The sequence below is a fragment of the Nesiotobacter zosterae genome (assembly GCF_033843645.1).
GTDB lineage: Bacteria > Pseudomonadota > Alphaproteobacteria > Rhizobiales > Stappiaceae > Pseudovibrio > Pseudovibrio zosterae.
Map to the genome: position 1 here is coordinate 265424 of NZ_JAWXVZ010000007.1, position 17031 is coordinate 282454.

A 17031-nucleotide genomic window follows, 5' to 3' on the forward strand; every position below is an offset into this window, starting at 1 on the left:
TCCCGGGCAGAGTGCCCCGGTTCAACCGGACCCTTGATTACAGGAGAGAATCCAGAATGACTGTCCGTCCACTTGTTGCTGGTAACTGGAAGATGAACGGGGCTCTTGAGTCCTTTGAAGAGTTCTCCAAGATTGCAGCTGGCTACGATGCTGCACTTGCCGAGAAAATCGACATGCTGGTGTGCCCTCCTGCTGTACTGCTTGCCAAGTTCGCTGAAGTTAAGAACATCGCAGTTGGTGCGCAGAACTGCCACAGCGCCGTTTCTGGTGCGTTTACGGGTGATATCTCCGCTGAAATGGTTGCTGATGCTGGCGGTACATATGTACTCGTTGGACACTCCGAGCGCCGCGAAGGCTACGGCGAAACCGACGCGGATGTTGCTGCGAAGGCAGAGGCCGCATGGCGCGCAGGCATTGTTGCCGTTGTTTGCATCGGTGAAAGCTTGGAACAGCGTGAAGCTGGCGAAACAATCGCAGTTGTGACCGAGCAGGTTACCAAGAGCCTGCCAGACGCCTCCAACAGCGAAAACACCGTTGTAGCCTATGAGCCAATCTGGGCGATCGGTACCGGCAAGACGCCAACCGCTGATGACGTTGCAGAAGTGCATGCAGCCCTGCGCAAGAGCCTTGAAGAGCGCTTCGGTGAGGATGGTTCCAAGATCCGCCTGCTTTACGGTGGTTCTGTGAAGCCTTCCAACGCCGCTGAACTGCTGGCACTGCCTAACGTCAACGGCGCGCTGGTCGGTGGCGCTTCCTTGAAAGCTGCTGACTTCCTCGGCATTGCAGAAGTCTACAAGAACTTCTAATCGGCGCTGTGCTGATCTGATTTTCATGACCCCGGAGGCCTCAGGTCTCCGGGGTTTTTTATGCGCAGTTGGATAGAAAGACTGGGCTGAAGATTGACTGATTAGAAAACAGTCACGTCAAATAGTTGCATATTATTTAGTCTTATTACTCTTTGTTGTAGCGTGCACATTTTTAGGCGCCTCATGACTTTCCTTGGAATTTTCTTCACAAATTCAAGGAACTACAAACGACCTTAGGTTGATTTATCCGGTTTGGCACACCGCTTGCGTTGCATTCAACGCTCGAAATGTTGGCGAGCGCAAACGAGGCGGCCCCGCGCTCTCCCTTAGGGGCCGCCTCCAATCAACCGGAGGTGGGAATGTTTCAACACAGCAAGAAGGTCGCGTCTGCTGCCTTGTTTGGTCTTATGGCCTCAGCCGTTATGACAACGGCGGCGCATGCAGAAGAAACCATCAAGGTGGGTATCTTGCATTCGTTGTCGGGGACCATGGCGATTTCTGAAACGACGTTGAAAGACGTGATGCTGATGCTCATTGAAGAGCAGAACAAGAAGGGTGGACTGCTGGGCAAGCAGCTGGAACCTGTTGTTGTTGATCCAGCTTCCGATTGGCCGTTGTTTGCTGAAAAGGCGCGTGAGTTGCTTGAAGTGCATGAGGTTGCTGCTGTCTTTGGTAACTGGACCTCAGTTTCTCGCAAGTCGGTTCTGCCGGTTTTTGAGGAGCTGAATGGCATCCTGTTCTATCCGGTGCAGTATGAAGGCGAAGAAAGCCAGCGCAACGTGTTCTACACCGGCGCAGCGCCAAATCAGCAGGCCATTCCGGCCGTCGACTATCTGCTTGAAAACGAAGAGGTGGAGCGCTGGGTGCTTGCGGGAACGGATTATGTATACCCGCGCACGACAAACAAGATCCTTGAAGCCTACCTGAAGGCCAAGGGGGTTGCTGACGAAGACATCCTGATCAACTACACCCCTTTCGGCCACAGTGACTGGCAGACCATTGTGTCCGACATCAAGGCCTTCGGGACCGCTGGCAAGAAGACAGCCGTTGTGTCCACCATCAATGGCGACGCGAACGTGCCGTTCTACAAGGAACTGGCAAACCAAGGGATCTCTGCTGAAGATATTCCGGTTGTGGCGTTTTCCGTGGGCGAAGAAGAACTTGCGGGCCTCGACACCGAGCCGCTGGTTGGTCACCTGGCAGCTTGGAACTATTTTCAATCCGTTGATACGGAGATCAACGCCGAGTTCATTGAAACCTGGAAGGCCTTTATCGGCGACGAAGACCGCGTCACCAACGACCCGATGGAAGCGCATTACATCGGCTTCAACATGTGGGTGAAGGCGGTTGAAAAGGCCGGAACGACAGATGTCGACACGGTAATTGACGAAATCATAGGCGTTGCCGTCCCGAACCTTTCAGGTGGCTATTCCGCCATGATGCCGAACCATCACATCACCAAGCCAGTTTTGATCGGGGAGATTCAGGAAGACGGCCAGTTTGATATCGTGGCTGAGACCGATGGTCTTGTGGCTGGCGATGCCTGGTCTGACTTCCTGCCGGAATCCGCCAAGCTCATCTCCGATTGGCGCAAGCCGTTCTCCTGCGGCAACTTCAACGTTGAAACCGGTCAGTGCGGTGGCTCTGCCACCAACTAACAAAAGCTCAAAATGAACAGCCAGCGGAGGCGAGGGGCCCGCTTCCGCTGGCATTCATGCTCGCAAGGACCGGGGATATACATGAGGCAATTGAGAAAGCTGGCCGTGGCTGTGCTGTTGAGTTTCCTTGCCACCGTTGCATCGACGGGGCATGGCAAAGCATCGGACACGTCGCTCGAGGCGACGATCAGCGCGCTGGCCAGCGCCAAACTGAAAGACAGGGGCAACCACATTGAGGCATTGGCCGCAACCGGTGATGCGCAAGTGGTCCCGTTTCTGGAGGCGCTTGCCGCTGGGGATGTTTACTTCAAAAAGTCAGATAATGCCGTGTTCATCACCCGCAAAGCGGAGGACGGGCTTCAGCTGCTCGATCCGCTGAGTTTGGAGGAGGGCGAGGTCGTTGGCAGTCGATCCTTGAAGAAGGTGAAAGTAAACAACAAGTTGCGGCGCTTGATCCGCGGCGCTGTGGCTGGGCTGACTCTCCAGAGCCAGGATGCGGGTACGCGTCTGGAAGCTGCGAATGCGCTTTACAAATCCCAGGACTTGGAGGCCCTTCCTCTGCTGAAGGCAGCCGTAGCTACAGAAACTGATGAAACCGTCAAAGACGCACAGGAGCGCGCCATTGCGGCCATCACTCTAAAGAACGTTAAAGCGAGTGAAGCGGAACGGCTTGAAGCGCTTGGCAAGTTCAAAGCGCAAGGGGACCAAGAGGCTTTGGCTCTTGTTTCCAGCTTCCTGCCGCAAGCGAAAACGGCAGCTGAAAGCGAAGCCGCGGCGCTTGCCATTCAATCTATCGAAAAGTCCCTCGCCATGTGGGATGCGGTGGAGAATGTTTGGTATGGCCTGTCTCTCGGCTCGGTTTTGTTGCTGGCGGCGATTGGTCTTGCCATTACATTTGGCGTGATGGGTGTCATCAACATGGCTCACGGCGAGATGGTGATGCTGGGCGCCTACACCACCTTTGTGGTGCAGGAGGTGATCCGCACATCTTTTCCGGGCTTCTTTGAGTTCTCTCTGCTGTTCGCTCTGCCTCTGGCGTTCCTTGTTGCGGGAGGCGTGGGCCTTGCCATGGAGCGGGGAATTATCCGCTTTCTCTATGGACGGCCGCTGGAGACACTACTTGCAACCTGGGGCGTCTCGCTGATTTTGCAGCAAGCCGTGCGCACGATTTTCGGGCCCACCAACAAGGAAGTGGGCAATCCAGATTGGATGTCTGGTGCTTTCGAGATTGGCGGACTTGCGCTGACGGCCAACCGTTTGTGGATTTTGGTGTTCGCACTGGTGGTGTTTGCGGTCCTTCTCATGGTGCTCAAGCGCACACACTTCGGCTTGCAGATGCGCGCGGTCACCCAGAACCGGCGCATGGCAGCGTCCATGGGCATTCGCACGCCCTGGGTGGATGCCATGACGTTTGCGCTGGGGTCCGGCATTGCTGGCATGGCTGGCGTCGCGCTTTCTCAAATCTCGAACGTCTCCCCAAACTTGGGCCAGACCTACATCATCGACAGCTTCATGGTTGTGGTGTTTGGCGGGGTCGGGAACTTGTGGGGGACGCTTGTGGGGGCCATGACACTGGGCGTTGCCAACAAGTTCCTTGAGCCATACGCAGGTGCGGTTCTGGCAAAAATCCTGGTGTTGGTCTTCATCATCCTCTTCATTCAGAAGAAACCGCGCGGCCTGTTCGCGCTTAAGGGAAGGGCGGTGGACCTATGATTTCCCGCTATCTGTTTCAAGCGCTTGATAAACGGGCGTTTTGGGTTGCCGTTGCCCTGATGGTGTTTGCTGTTCTGGTGCCGCTGTTAAACCTGGTGGTGCCGGACGGCCACCCGCTTCACGTGCCGGACTATCTTGTTGGGCTGCTCGGCAAGTACCTGTGCTATGCCATGTTGGCTTTGGCGCTGGATCTGGTTTGGGGGTATTGCGGCATTCTCTCGTTGGGTCACGGGGCGTTCTTTGCGCTCGGCGGCTATGCCATGGGCATGTATCTCATGCGCCAGATTGGAGATCGCGGGGTCTATGCCAACCCGGTTCTTCCAGACTTCATGGTTTTCCTGAACTGGGAGCACCTGCCATGGTTCTGGTATGGCTTTGACCAATTCTGGTTCGCCATGGTTATGGTGGTTGTGGTGCCAGCGGTGTTGGCGTTTGTGCTTGGCTGGTTGGCTTTCCGCTCTCGCGTGACCGGGGTTTACCTCTCCATTATCACGCAGGCCATGACTTATGCTCTTCTGCTTGCGTTCTTCCGAAATGATATGGGGTTCGGTGGCAACAACGGTCTGACGGATTTCAAGGATATCCTTGGCTTTTCCTTGCAATCGAGCGGCACACGGGCGGTTCTCTTTGCGCTCTCGGCCTTGGCGCTGGCAGGGACGCTGGTGTTGTGCTCTTTGATCGTGCGCTCCAAGCTGGGCAAGGTGATGATTGCGGTGCGGGATGCCGAAAGCCGGACCCGCTTTTTGGGATACCGCGTGGAACATGTGAAGCTGTTTGCCTTTGTGCTGTCCGCCATGATTGCGGGCCTTGCAGGTGCGCTTTATGTCCCGCAGGTCGGGATCATCAATCCGGGTGAATTTGCCCCGGCAAACTCCATTGATGTGGTGATCTGGACCGCCGTTGGCGGGCGTGGAACTCTGATCGGCCCGATTATTGGCGCGTTTCTTGTCAGCGGCGGGAAAAGCTACTTCACCGCTGCGTTCCCGGATCTCTGGCTGTTCGCGCTCGGCGGCCTGTTCGTCATTGTGACCCTGTTCATGCCAAAGGGCGTGATTGGTCTTTTGGGCCAGCTGAAAGGCCTTGCTTCAAAGATGCCGCGCAAGAATGCGGACAAGCCCCTTCCTGCGAAACCGGAGGCTGCCGAATGAGCCTGAAAGAACGCAAACCTCTGCTTTACCTAGACGGGGTGTCGGTGAGCTTTGATGGCTTCAAGGCGATCAACAATCTCTCCATGGTGATCGAGAAAGGCGAAATGCGCGCCATCATCGGTCCGAACGGAGCGGGTAAGACCACCATGATGGACATCATCACCGGCAAGACACGCCCTGACGAAGGCTCCGTGTTTTTTGAAGGCGATACGGACCTGACCAAGCATGATGAGGCGGCCATCGCCAACCTCGGCATCGGGCGCAAGTTTCAAAAACCCACCGTGTTTGAAAGCCACACGGTCATGGACAATCTGGTGCTGTCCATGACGGGCAAGCGCGGTGTCTTCTCTACCCTGTTTCATAAAGAAGATGGGCAAGAGCGCAATTCCATCGCGGATATTCTTGAGATCATCCGGCTTGAACACCGCAAGGATGCGTTGGCGGCGGACTTGTCTCATGGCCAGAAGCAGTGGCTGGAGATTGGGATGCTGCTGGCGCAGGACCCAAAGCTGCTTCTGGTGGATGAGCCGGTGGCAGGCATGACGGATGCAGAGACCGTGGAGACGGCCAAGCTGCTTCGCGAGATCTCCCGAAACCACTCTGTAATCGTGGTGGAGCATGACATGAGCTTTATTCGTGACCTTGATGTGAAGGTGACCTGCCTGGCCGAGGGCGCGGTGCTTTCGGAGGGAAGTCTGGCCCACGTGGCGGCCGATCCGAAGGTCATTGAAAGCTATTTGGGAAGGTGAGGCCATGCTGACACTGGATGTAGAAGGCGTTGATCTTTATTACGGTGCCGCACGCGCCCTCAATGGGGTGACCTTGCATGCGGAACCGGGCAGCATCACTTGCGTGCTTGGCCGAAATGGCGTGGGCAAGACATCGCTCTTGCAGGCTATCACCGGCCATCAAGCCATCAAGTCTGGCAGGATCTGCATAGACGGCGTACAGCTTGGTGCCACCAAGCCTTATGACCGTGCAGGCAGAGGCATCGCTTATGTGCCTCAGGGGCGAGAAATCTTTCCTCTTCTGAGCGTGCGAGAGAACCTTGAAACAGGATTTGCGCGCCTGCCCCGCAAGGACCGCTTCATTCCGGAAAAGGTGTTCGAGCTTTTTCCGGTGCTTGCAGACATGCTCTCCCGTCGGGGCGGTGACCTTTCGGGTGGGCAGCAGCAACAACTGGCCATCGGGCGGGCCTTGGTAACACGGCCCCGTCTTCTGGTGCTGGATGAGCCCACGGAAGGGATTCAGCCTTCGATCATCAAGGATATCGGGCGGGCGATCAGTGCTTTGAAAAGCGAGGGGCTGACCATCCTGCTTGTCGAGCAGTATCTGGACTTTTGCCGCGAACTGGCAGATGCCGCCTACATTCTCGACCGGGGGGAAATTGTTCACTCTGGACCTGGAAGTGATCTGGACCTTCCGGAGGTGAAACGCCACCTCACGGTGTAGGTCTCGTTTACTTTGACTATGTGTCCCTCAGAACTGTTGGATTTGTTCTCGTCTCGGATTTTGGTTCTATGTAAACTCTCGGCGGCTGTTCCTCAGTAGAACCGGCGCACAAAGCGCGGGAGGTGGACGGCCGCCTGAACCGGAAAACGAGAACGCCAAAGGAAATTGGCATGACGGGACTGAAGGCGAACCATCTTGCGCTGTCAATGTTGCTGGCGCTGGTTACATCGGCGGAGGCTGCGCAAAAGGCAGATCGTTTGATACCTGAGCCTGAAGCAGGGCGCGGTGCAATCTTTTGTGATGCCCGCGTGTTTGGCGCAGACGCAGCAAAGGAGGGGGCCACGCTTTGCTCAGCGGAGGTGACAGAAGATTGTGTTTCGCCGCTTGAGACTGATGCGACCTTCATTCTTGGAGAGCCTGAAGAAAACGCCCGAAGCTTTGGCTATGATATCTGGTTCGAGAACGGGCTGAACTGCTCGGTGCTTGGCGAGATGAACAAGGCCGAGGACGGAATTTGGCGCTACGACGACCTTGCGTGCAAGTTTCAGCTTTCTGAGGATGAGAACGGCATCCGGTTTCGTTCTGCCTCTGGTGAGGCGTGTGTGAGCGGTTGCGGTGCAGATGTGGGTGTCGGTGCAATCGTTGACAGTTGGACAAACAGCCGTTTCCAGCACGCGCCGACGCTCAAGACCTACGAGGACTTGGGCCTTTGCACGCCCTCCGCGCCGCCCAGCTCCCCTTTTACCGAGGAAGGTCTGCGGATCTTCGCGGCGCAGCGCATTTTGAAACACCTTGGATATGAGGTTGGCCCAGTTGATGGCAAGTTGGGCCCCATGACCAGAGAGGCACTGGAAAAGTATGCGGCGCTGGAGGATGTAGCCTTTGAAGGTGAGGTGTCGGAGGAGCTTTTGAACCTGCTTGACACGGCTGAACGCGCGCTCGCCAAGGAAAAAGAAGGGTCACCCGGCCCGGACGAAATGTTGGCCACCATCTATGGTGAGGAAGAACCGAAGACGGAGGTTTTTGACGAACCGCTGCGCAAGAGCTGGTTCACGCCGCGCGTTTTGAATTTGATCGCCTATGCTGAGCAACGCGGCGATTTGCTTTACGGGGCACCGGGCCTGTTCTTCAACCCGATTGTTCCGGGCAACGACATTCAGATCTCCAACCTGCGGCTGACGCCTGCGCAAATTGACGGCGACACAGCCGTGGTTGAGGTCTTTTTTCAGAACTTCGACAGTCGGTATGCGTTGCGTTATGAACTCAAGAAGCTGCCATTTGGTTGGCGGATCAATGACATTGTAACTCCAACCGGCAGTCTGCAGGACACCCTCAAAGGCATTTAGGGAGAGGCGCCCAAAGAACTAGAACAACGCTCTTGTGCAGCATACACAATTGCGCCATAAAGTTGCAGCATGACGTAGGGAACATCTTTTCACCTTAATTTCGATTGGAGTTGATATGTGGGCTGCAACACATTCACTCAAAGTCGCCAGTACAGCAGTTGTTCTGGCGTGCGCTGTTATGTTGACACCTGCCGCCGCGGCTCCGCTCATGTCCTTTTGGGATACGCCCCAGCATGGCGGCAACAGCTTTAATGCATCTCCCCCGGATGCCACTTACTTCCGAGCGCTAAAGAAAACCGGCGCGACGTGGGTGCGCCTTACTTTTAGTAAATGGCAGGGGGCGAAACGTGACTTCCTCATTGGTAACGCGGACAAGTATACCGGCCTTGTCAAAGCTGACCTCAAGGTGCTGAAGGATGTGCTGGACGCAGCCCATCAAGAGCGCATGAAGGTGGTCTTGGTGCCTTTGTCTTTGCCGGGCGCTCGTTGGACACAGCAAAACGGAGGGAAGTTTGATGATCGGTTGTGGTCTGACACTCAATACTGGGAGCAAAGCGCGCAGTTCTGGCAGGACCTTGCGGCAGAGTTGAAGGACCACCCCGCGATAGCCGCCTACAACATTCTCAATGAACCTGCTCCTGAAAAGACCACCGGGGTTACGGAGAATGGCCGTTTGGAAGAAGCGCGCGGGTTCATAATCGAGAATGTGGGGTCTGCACGGCATCTGCCTGGGTTTTATGAGAATGTGATCAAAAGCATTCGCCGCGTGGACAAGGAGACGCCCATCATGGTGGATTCCGGCTACTACGCCAATCCGCGCAACCTTGCTGCTTGGCCATCCAAGCTTATGGATGACAAGGTGCTCTATGCATTCCACATGTATGAGCCATATGATGCCACGAGCGCGCCCAACCTCAAGCGTCAGGATCCAAATCGCTATCCCGGCACGGTGACAAAATACGACGGACAATGGGTTACCTGGGACAGAGAGCTTGTCAGACAGCACATCTCCATGGCCTTCGATTGGGCGAAAAGGAACCAGGTGAGCGCGAACCGCATTGTGGCCGCTGAGTTTGGCTGTATGCGCCAGTGGCAGGATTGCGCGACTTATCTTGAGGATGTGATGGACGCCGTCGATGCCCATGTAGGCCATTGGGCGTTCTATGCGTTTCGCGAAGATGAGTGGGAAGGCATGGATTATGAGCTGCCGACCGATCTGAAAGCCGGCCACTTTTATTGGCGCATGGATATGGGAACAGCCGACAAACTTCCGCGAAACGGCAAGCTTATGAAGCTGATATCAGCGCGTATGAAAGCCGCCCAGACCGCCGAGGAGTAACGCGCTCGTAGGGGGTGATCTCCCAAAAACGCTCAGGTTTCAAACAACAAAAAACCCGTCCTTCGAAAGAAGAACGGGTTCTTTTGCTCTGAAACATCGCTCGGAAGATTAGGCTTTATAGTCAGCCGCTTCAGCGATCTTGGAAAGGAGCGCCACGTCAGCGCTGTTCTTGCGATAGAACACGGGTGGCTGACCGATTGGGGCGTTCACTTCAACCCAACCGCCTGTAAAGGTTTCGCCGCTCCATACGTGCACCCATTCGTCGGCTGGGAGGTACAGCTTACGCGTGGTTGCACCCTGCTCGTAAACCGGAGCCACCAGCAGGTCCCGGCCGAACAGGTACTCGTACATCACATCATAGGATTCAGCATCGTCCTCATAGTGCATGAACAGCGGACGCTGCACAGGCATACCGGTTTCAGCATTCTCCTTTGAAGCTGCCTTGATGTACGGTTTCAGGTGAGTGAAGATGCGGGTCATCGCTGCCAGATGTGCGAGGGTTTCATCGTCACTGTCGAACTGATGGTTGTCGCCCGGGCGGTTGCCTTCGTGCGAGCGCATGATTGGCGTGAACGCAGAAAATTCAGCCCAACGCATGAACAGCTCGCGATCACGCTTCATGCCGTGCAAGGTGGTGTAGCCGCCGATATCGGAATGGTGGATGCCGTTGCCCATCAAACCGGAGGACAGAGCTGCGTTGATGACGGATGGCATACCATCGTCAATGTTCCAGTTCACACACTGGTCACCGCCCCAAAGGGTGTGGCAGTAGCCCTGAATGCCGGTGTAACCTGCACGCATGAAGAACAGGATGTCGTTGGTCTTGCCTGCTTCCTCGATCGCTTCGTGGTTACACTGTGCCCAGCGGGTCGGCCAGTTGTTGTGCTCGATCTCGGCGGATTTGCCGTTGGACAGGTAGCAGTCGGTTGGCAGGTATTCGCCAAAGTCAGCCATCCAGCCGTCCAGACCGAAGTCGATCATGTTCTTCTTGATGACGCCCTTGTACCATTCGAAAGCGTCCGGGTTGGTGAAGTCGACAACACCGCAATAGAACTCGCCGAAGTCAACAACGTACTTGCTGCCGTCTTCTTTGGTAGCAAGGAAGCCTTTTTCCTTGGCTTCGTTGTAGAGTGGGAAGTCTTCCAGAACGTAGGGGTTGATGTACCCGAGGAAGCGAACGCCTTCCTTCTTCAGCTCGTGGATCTTGGTGTCGAGACCTGGATACAGATCTTTGTTCCACTGCCAGTCCCACTGCAAGCGCTTGCCGAAGGAGGTCATCTTGATGCCCTGCCAATCCTGACACCAGGCACCGGCCACCTTAACACCAGCTTCCTTTGCGCGGTTGACCTTCTCGATGGTGATGTCGGTACCACCCTGAATGCCGAGGATCACACCGTCCAAAACCCAGTCTGGGAGCTCTGGCTGGTTGCCGAAAACGCCGCAAATGTTGGTGACCAGTTCAGCAAATGTGTCTTCCTTTCCAACGAGCAGATACTCTGGAATGTCCCAGGCTTGAAGCTCGTGGAAGTCAGTGTGACGGAAGTCGAAATCCGCATACGCCGTTGTTTGCAGATGCGCAAAGTACTTGTCGCTGGAGACGTAGGTCGGCTGCGGATAGTTGGTGTTGTAGTAGTCACCACCGGCGCGGTCCTTAACGTCCGCCTGCCATGTGACATACGTATCCTTGTTGCGGCCAACGCCTGGCTCGGAGGTCCACAGCGGGAAGTTATGGCCACGTAGATTGAAGTAGGTCAGCTGTTCACCACAGCCATACACCTTCTCTTCAGCGCTTGCGGCAATGCGCAGCCAGAAGCGGTTCATTTCCGGCTTTTTGCTGGTGAATGCGATCTTCAAACGGCCTTCAGCGGTCTCTTCAGCGGTAAAGACGATGTAGTCCTGACCCTCAGCGCTGAAAGTAATGATGGCCTTGCCCGCTGCTTCTTCGATAGTAAAAGCGCGCATTGGCAGGCGTTCGATCACGTAGTCGGTAATGTCGAAGTTACCGCGATACATATCAAAGTTCGCAGAGCCCGCGCCGAGGAACAGAGTAGGATTGTCGAAGCTATGACGAAGGATGACCTGACCCTTGTGCGAAAGCACGAAGCCGGCCTCGAGTTTTTCGATTTGCATGAGTGTGTACCGTAACGTGTTCGAGCTGCGGCGAGCCGAAAATCGGTGAATAGTGCGCTAAGTATTCAAGCAGCACTGGTTTCTTGTTCAGAAGTGAAGGGTGGGTTTAACCCACCCTTCTTGATCATTACTTCGCAGCAGTCGCGTAGTCTGCTTCGATAGAAGTTTCACAAGCCTTGATTTCATCTTCAAAGCGAGCGAGCCATACCTGGCCTTCTTCACCACTTGCATTAGCAAAGAATTCACGCACTGGTGCGGTTGCTTCCTGGAAAGCCTTCTTTTCTTCTGCAGTTGGGGTGTAAACAGTACCACCAGCCTTGCGGAATACTTCGTAAGCGTCGAATTCTTTCCACTTTGGATAGGCGCGCAGGAACTGGTTCTGTGCCTGTACGCCGTCAATTACAACGCGCTGAAGTTCTTCTGGGAAGCCGTTGAACTTTTCGTTGTTCATGACCCAGACGCCACCCATGTATGCGTGACCGTCGAGCACGATGTACTTCAGGGATTCCTCGAACTTCATTGTGGTGATGTCCACGATACCGTTCTTTGTACCATCAACAACGCCTGTAGACAGTGCGGTGTAAACTTCTGGCCAAGAGATTGGGGTAGGCGCGCCACCGAGAGCCTTAACCAGTTCCTGCTGGATTGGAGCTGGAACGGTACGCAGCTTCAGACCCTTTACATCGTCAGGTGACTTGATCTGGGTCTTGGTGGTTGCAAAGTTACGCCAACCGCCGGAGTTGGAAACCATCATCACGCGCAGGTTCTGGGTTTCTTCCAGAATGTTTGTGCGGATGTCAGCCAGGAAGTCTTCGTTGTCGTATACGCACTCTGCAACGCGGTCATCGCGGAGCATGTAAGGCAGGTCGAATGCGCCCATTGGAGCCCAATAGTTGGCGAGCTCTGGAATGGTGGTCTGGAAGTAGTCGAACATGCCAGCCTGAACACCAGCAAGACACTCACGAGCCGTGGAGCAGAGCTGACCAGACGGGTAGATTTCGACTTCAATCGCGCCGTTGGAGCGGGATTCAACGAAGTTCTTGAACACGAGCAGCGACTGGTGGTTATAGCTGTCGATGTTCGTTACGTGTGGCACTGTCAGTTTGTAATCTGCTGCCTGTGCTCCCGCAGCAAGAAAAACTGAGGTCAGAAGAGAGAGACCAAGTGCTTTGAGTTTCATACTTACCTCCAAGTAATATGTGGAGTGGCAGGCGCTTGCTGAACAGGTTGAGCGCCAGCTTCCTCCGAGAAATCCCGCCTTACATCATGCCCAGCATCTGAGGGAGACCGATGACAAGAACTGGGAAGAACGAAATCAGGAAGATCACCAGGAACTCTGCAATCAGGAATGGAATGATTGCTTTGGAGATCTTCTGAAGCGGCACGCCTGACACACCAGAGGCAACGAACAACACCAGTCCCATTGGTGGAGTTGCGAGGCCGATGGACAGGTTGGCCACCATGACCACACCGAAGTGAACCGGATCAATGCCCAGATTGGTCATGATTGGTGCCAGGATCGGTGCAAAAATCAGAATCGCCGGGCCCGCATCCAGGAACATGCCAACGATGAACAGGAAGATGTTCATGATGAAGAACAGAAGATACGGGTTGTCGGTGATGGAATAGAAGAATGTGGTGATATCCTTCGCAACACCGGACAGGCTGATTGCCGAGGCAAAACCACTGGCTGCTGCCACAATGATCAGGATCGCAGCCGCGTTGATTGCGATGCGAATGAACATTGGGAACACGTCCTTCATCTTCAGGATCTGCATGATAAATACAGACAGAATGAAGGCGTAGAGTACGGCAACTGCAGCGGCTTCTGTTGGGGTGAAGATGCCGCCATAGATGCCGCCCAGAATGATAACGGGGGTCAGCAGTGGCAGGATCGCGACCTTGAAACCCGCCATGCGTTCAGCAGGCGTTGCACGAGGGAACTGCTCAACGTCAGGATACTTTACGATCTGCCAACGGTTTACCAGCATCAGGGCGCCGCAGAGCAGCAGGCCGGGAACGATACCGGACATGAACATCGCTGCAACAGAGGTGTTCATGACGAAGGCATAGATGAGCATGATGCCGGAGGGCGGAATGATGGTGCCGAGAACGGTCGCTGCAGCAGTCAGAGCAGCTGCGTAAGTACGGTCGTACTTGTAGCGTTCCATTTCCGGGATCATCATGTTGCCAATGGCGGAGGTTGCGGCCACAGCAGAACCGGTGAGGGCGCCGAACAGGGTGGATGCAATGATCACAACGTGACCAAGGCCGCCGCGCATGTGCTGCACCATTGTCTGGGAGAAGGTGATGATACGGTTTGTGATACCGCCGTTCACCATGAACTCACCTGCCAGCATGAAGAAAGGCAAAGCCAGCAGCAGGAAGTTGTCCAGACCAGCGTAGAGACGCTGATACAGCATGTTCATGAAGAGGATCTGATCTGCCTGGAAAAGGGCGATCGCTGGGGCGAGGCCAAGCGCGAACAGCACTGGGACACCGACGAACAGCAGGATCAGAAAGTAGAGGGCAAAGATTGGAGAGACCATGTTGTTTCTACCTTATTGTCCGCATGCACCAATCAAGCCGCAGGCTTTTCATCGAGTGAGTGGAAGTACACGAACAACCGAAGCTCGCTGATGATTTTCTGGATGGCTGACAGGATCGTCACAGACATCATGAGCGGCGGGATTGCATAGATGACGTACATCTTGATTGGCAAGCTGTCCGCGTTGCTCTGTCCTCTCAGGTAGAAGTCGTAACCAAACTTGATCCAGACGAGGAAAGCGGCGATTGCGAGGATATGGATGAACAACATCAGAAGATGTTTCACCCGTTTGCCGTTCAGACCATCGATCAGGAAGGTCATGGCAATGTTTTTATCCTGCAAGTAAATGAGCGGCAGACACAGGTATGTCATGTAAATCATCATGAAACGCGAGGTCTCATCGGTCCAGCTGAGTGGCATGTTCAGAATATAGCGGAACAGCACCTGCAGCAGCACGATAAGGGTCATGATGACCAGCAGGCTTCCCCCGATCCAGCTCCCGAGCTTGCCCAGTGGTTCGTTGATCTTGTTAAGCCCGTTTTCAATGGCTTCTAACATTGTAAGATTTCCTTGTTTTAGAAATCCAAGCCAACGGGATGGGGAGCAGACAGAGCCAAAATTAATATCGCTCCCCATCGCGCACTGGATTAGGTCAGTTCAACGACCTCAATACCAAGGCGTTTGGCGACAGCGCGCATAACCGGGCGGTGTTCGCCGTAAGTCAGAGCGGTGTGGTGTTCCAGACCTTCATTGATCATGGTGTCAAGGAACTGCTTGACCGGAACGTCCAGCTTTGCGGTACCCGCTGTGCCGGAGAAAGCCAGTGGTGCCTTGATCATTTCGCCACCTGCAAGCAGCAGGCGCATTTTGCCGTGGCCTTGGCTAAAGCGGGCCATGGTGATGCGTCCAGGCTTCAGAGCGAACTCAGAAAGCAGTGGCAGCTTGCGGTTTGAGTGAATTGTGCCCTGAATTGGCTGATCAGTGTCCGCCATGTCGATGGGGGCCTGACCGCAGTGCCAGAATACAACGGTGTCGTCTTCGGTGTTCACGTCCACCAGGTCGGTGTTGAAGACGCTGCCGCCAGCAGCATGTTGCAGGGTCAGAGAGGTGACAACACCCATCATGTCGGCTTCACAGCCAGCAGGGGTACGGTCTTCATTCAGCAGAGCCAGAGCACCACAGGCTGCACAACCGTATTCGGTGAAGAAGTCAGGCCAGCAACGAACGGCGATGCCCTTGTACCCCTTCTCGTCGGCTTCGGCGCGAAGCTTGGAGTAAACCTTCAGGGTCTTGCGCGTTGCGTCCTGATCCAGCTCGGCAAGGTTCGGGAAGTCCTTTGCGCGGCGCTCATATGGGGCATCCGCTACTTCGTCAGGAAGCTCTTTAACTTCGTTGATGAAGTCGATTACCGGGATCCGGTCTACCTCAACGCCGAACTTGGATTTAAGTTCTTCCTCGTTGAAGTTACAGGCATCGAAGCCGTCTGGGTGCTGGCCAACGAGCTTCAACTTGGTGCCACGCAGATCGTTCGCGATTGCACCAGCGCGGGCGAAGATGGAAAGTTCTTCCTTGGCTGCTTCACTGTCCGCGTCTGCGTGAACATAGTCGATGCTCAGATCGTTGCGGCTCAGCGCGTGGCTTGCAAGGTTCACACCGCAGAAGGAGTTCAGGCGCAAACGGCCGCCTGTGCGCGCTTCAGGGAACGACCACATGACGAGGGGGGCATCAATTTCCTTGCCCAGCTCAACTGTCATGGTCGCATCGGTAAAGGTAACCTGCAGAAGAAGCAGCATGTCGAGCTGCTGTTTTTTTAGGGCAGGGAGCGCGCCACGTACGGCGTCGGCGTCGAAAAGGAGTTCCGGCTGGCCAATCAGTTCAGCGTTGATGCCTTCAAGCGTCTTCCAGGCTTTGGCGAGAATTTCTTCCGCAAACGGCACATCGAATGTTGGGCGCCCCAGAGCTACAACACCAATGCGGGGTCTTTCTACAGACATTCTATTCCTCCATGGGCTCAGCGGATCAATGACGTAGAGCGCCCCAATGGTCTGGCATCTCCTCCAGATGCAATGACCCGCCAAGTTGGCTTCATTCGTCGGTCACAGTAAGTCGATAAATGAACGCAATCTATCAGAGCTAATACATATATCTGTCCATTTCATACATAAAAAGTCAAGAATGTTCCAGAAAAAGAACAGAAAATGACAATCATGATCACTTTGGCGGGTAGATTAGTTGTTTTTGCCCATTCGGGTGGCAGATTTGAAAGGGCAAGCCGATCGCTCTGCAATCTGAGGTAGGCCCTTGTTCTGGATGCCTCACGGCAAACAAGAGAGAAAAGCAACGTTTATCTGGGAGAATCGAGATTTGTCATGACCCGTACTGTGCCGTAGCGACAGTATCGTTTCCTGTTTGGCCTCCATGATTCCTCCCGAAAAGCGTGCCGAAATCCCGTATTGAGACTAGCAGAGTGCGCCATGAATTCCAGTCATGGACCAATTCCCGGGCCAAAATTGACAAAATATGCACAGAGCTATGTTGTTTTTCGAAAGCTGATTGGCGTTAATCCTGATGCCCCTTTCATCTATCTCGGTGATGGCTGATATTTTACATAGGTATTCTAGATAGTTAGGTGGGAAATGGCGGATTCCTCGGCGGTCCTTCCCTCTGTGAAATAATAGGTAAAACCTGCTAGGTTTTGTGAAATTTATTGATCACTTCATCGTTCTGATGCCCTTCCTGAAATGTCCGAAATCGGACATCTAGGTTCATTCCCGTATTTTTTGTGGTGTTTTGGTCCTCCATAGTTGTTGTTGTGAGATTGGACAGCAGGTGGCGGCCCAGTTTGGGAGGACCGGCCTGCCAATGAAAACTTCTTGCTGCCCTTCTGGGCG

The 17031-nt window shown here is 54.6% G+C and carries 14 protein-coding genes; 8 read left to right on the plus strand and 6 right to left on the minus strand.

Features of this window, described 5'->3' with window-relative positions; all coding sequences use genetic code 11:
* The first annotated feature begins 56 nt into the window (after positions 1-56).
* The 8 genes from tpiA (at position 57) to Q3Y58_RS12685 (ending at position 9462) form a co-directional block, all read left to right on the plus strand.
* Complete coding sequence (gene tpiA / locus Q3Y58_RS12650) at positions 57-806, plus strand: triose-phosphate isomerase (protein ID WP_319622498.1); 750 nt, start codon at positions 57-59, stop codon at positions 804-806.
* A 407-nt stretch (positions 807-1213) separates the two neighbouring features.
* A complete protein-coding gene (gene urtA / locus Q3Y58_RS12655) occupies positions 1214-2464 on the plus strand; it encodes an urea ABC transporter substrate-binding protein (RefSeq protein WP_319622511.1) in 1251 nt (416 codons plus the stop codon).
* Positions 2465-2545: 81 nt separating this feature from the next.
* Positions 2546-4177: an urea ABC transporter permease subunit UrtB gene (gene urtB, locus Q3Y58_RS12660; protein ID WP_319622499.1), complete on the plus strand. Its 1632-nt coding sequence runs from the start codon at positions 2546-2548 to the stop codon at positions 4175-4177.
* The gene (urtC, locus tag Q3Y58_RS12665) at positions 4174-5325 is read left to right on the plus strand and encodes an urea ABC transporter permease subunit UrtC (RefSeq protein WP_319622500.1); all 1152 of its coding nucleotides are present in this window, start codon (positions 4174-4176) and stop codon (positions 5323-5325) included. The genes urtB and urtC overlap by 4 nt, the downstream gene beginning before the upstream one ends.
* On the plus strand, positions 5322-6074 hold the full coding sequence (gene urtD / locus Q3Y58_RS12670; protein WP_319622501.1) for an urea ABC transporter ATP-binding protein UrtD: 753 nt from the start codon (positions 5322-5324) through the stop codon (positions 6072-6074). The genes urtC and urtD overlap by 4 nt, the downstream gene beginning before the upstream one ends.
* A 4-nt stretch (positions 6075-6078) precedes the next feature.
* Entirely contained in the window at positions 6079-6777 is a 699-nt protein-coding gene (gene urtE / locus Q3Y58_RS12675) for an urea ABC transporter ATP-binding subunit UrtE (protein ID WP_319622502.1), read from the plus strand.
* A gap of 170 nt (positions 6778-6947) precedes the next feature.
* Entirely contained in the window at positions 6948-8123 is a 1176-nt protein-coding gene (locus tag Q3Y58_RS12680) for a peptidoglycan-binding domain-containing protein (protein WP_319622503.1), read from the plus strand.
* A gap of 178 nt (positions 8124-8301) precedes the next feature.
* On the plus strand, positions 8302-9462 hold the full coding sequence (locus tag Q3Y58_RS12685; RefSeq protein ID WP_319622504.1) for a glycoside hydrolase family 5 protein: 1161 nt from the start codon (positions 8302-8304) through the stop codon (positions 9460-9462).
* 108 nt (positions 9463-9570) lie between these two features.
* Here the strand turns inward: Q3Y58_RS12685 and Q3Y58_RS12690 are convergent, their stop codons facing one another.
* The 6 genes from Q3Y58_RS12690 to Q3Y58_RS12715 form a co-directional block, all read right to left on the minus strand.
* Positions 9571-11592 (minus strand): alpha-glucosidase, encoded by a 2022-nt coding sequence (locus Q3Y58_RS12690; RefSeq protein WP_319622505.1) that lies wholly within the window; start codon positions 11590-11592, stop codon positions 9571-9573.
* A 127-nt stretch (positions 11593-11719) separates the two neighbouring features.
* On the minus strand, positions 11720-12772 hold the full coding sequence (locus Q3Y58_RS12695) for a TRAP transporter substrate-binding protein (protein ID WP_319622506.1): 1053 nt from the start codon (positions 12770-12772) through the stop codon (positions 11720-11722).
* Between the two features lie 79 nt (positions 12773-12851).
* A complete protein-coding gene (locus Q3Y58_RS12700; RefSeq protein WP_274219848.1) occupies positions 12852-14141 on the minus strand; it encodes a TRAP transporter large permease in 1290 nt (429 codons plus the stop codon).
* A gap of 32 nt (positions 14142-14173) precedes the next feature.
* The gene (locus Q3Y58_RS12705; RefSeq protein WP_274219849.1) at positions 14174-14698 is read right to left on the minus strand and encodes a TRAP transporter small permease; all 525 of its coding nucleotides are present in this window, start codon (positions 14696-14698) and stop codon (positions 14174-14176) included.
* 89 nt (positions 14699-14787) lie between these two features.
* Positions 14788-16134 carry an L-fucose/L-arabinose isomerase family protein gene (locus tag Q3Y58_RS12710; protein ID WP_319622507.1) on the minus strand — a complete coding sequence of 449 codons (1347 nt, stop codon included), beginning with the start codon at positions 16132-16134 and terminating at the stop codon, positions 14788-14790.
* A 694-nt stretch (positions 16135-16828) separates the two neighbouring features.
* Positions 16829-17031: hypothetical protein (locus tag Q3Y58_RS12715; RefSeq protein WP_319622508.1), on the minus strand; the 203-nt coding region annotated here is incomplete at its 5' end.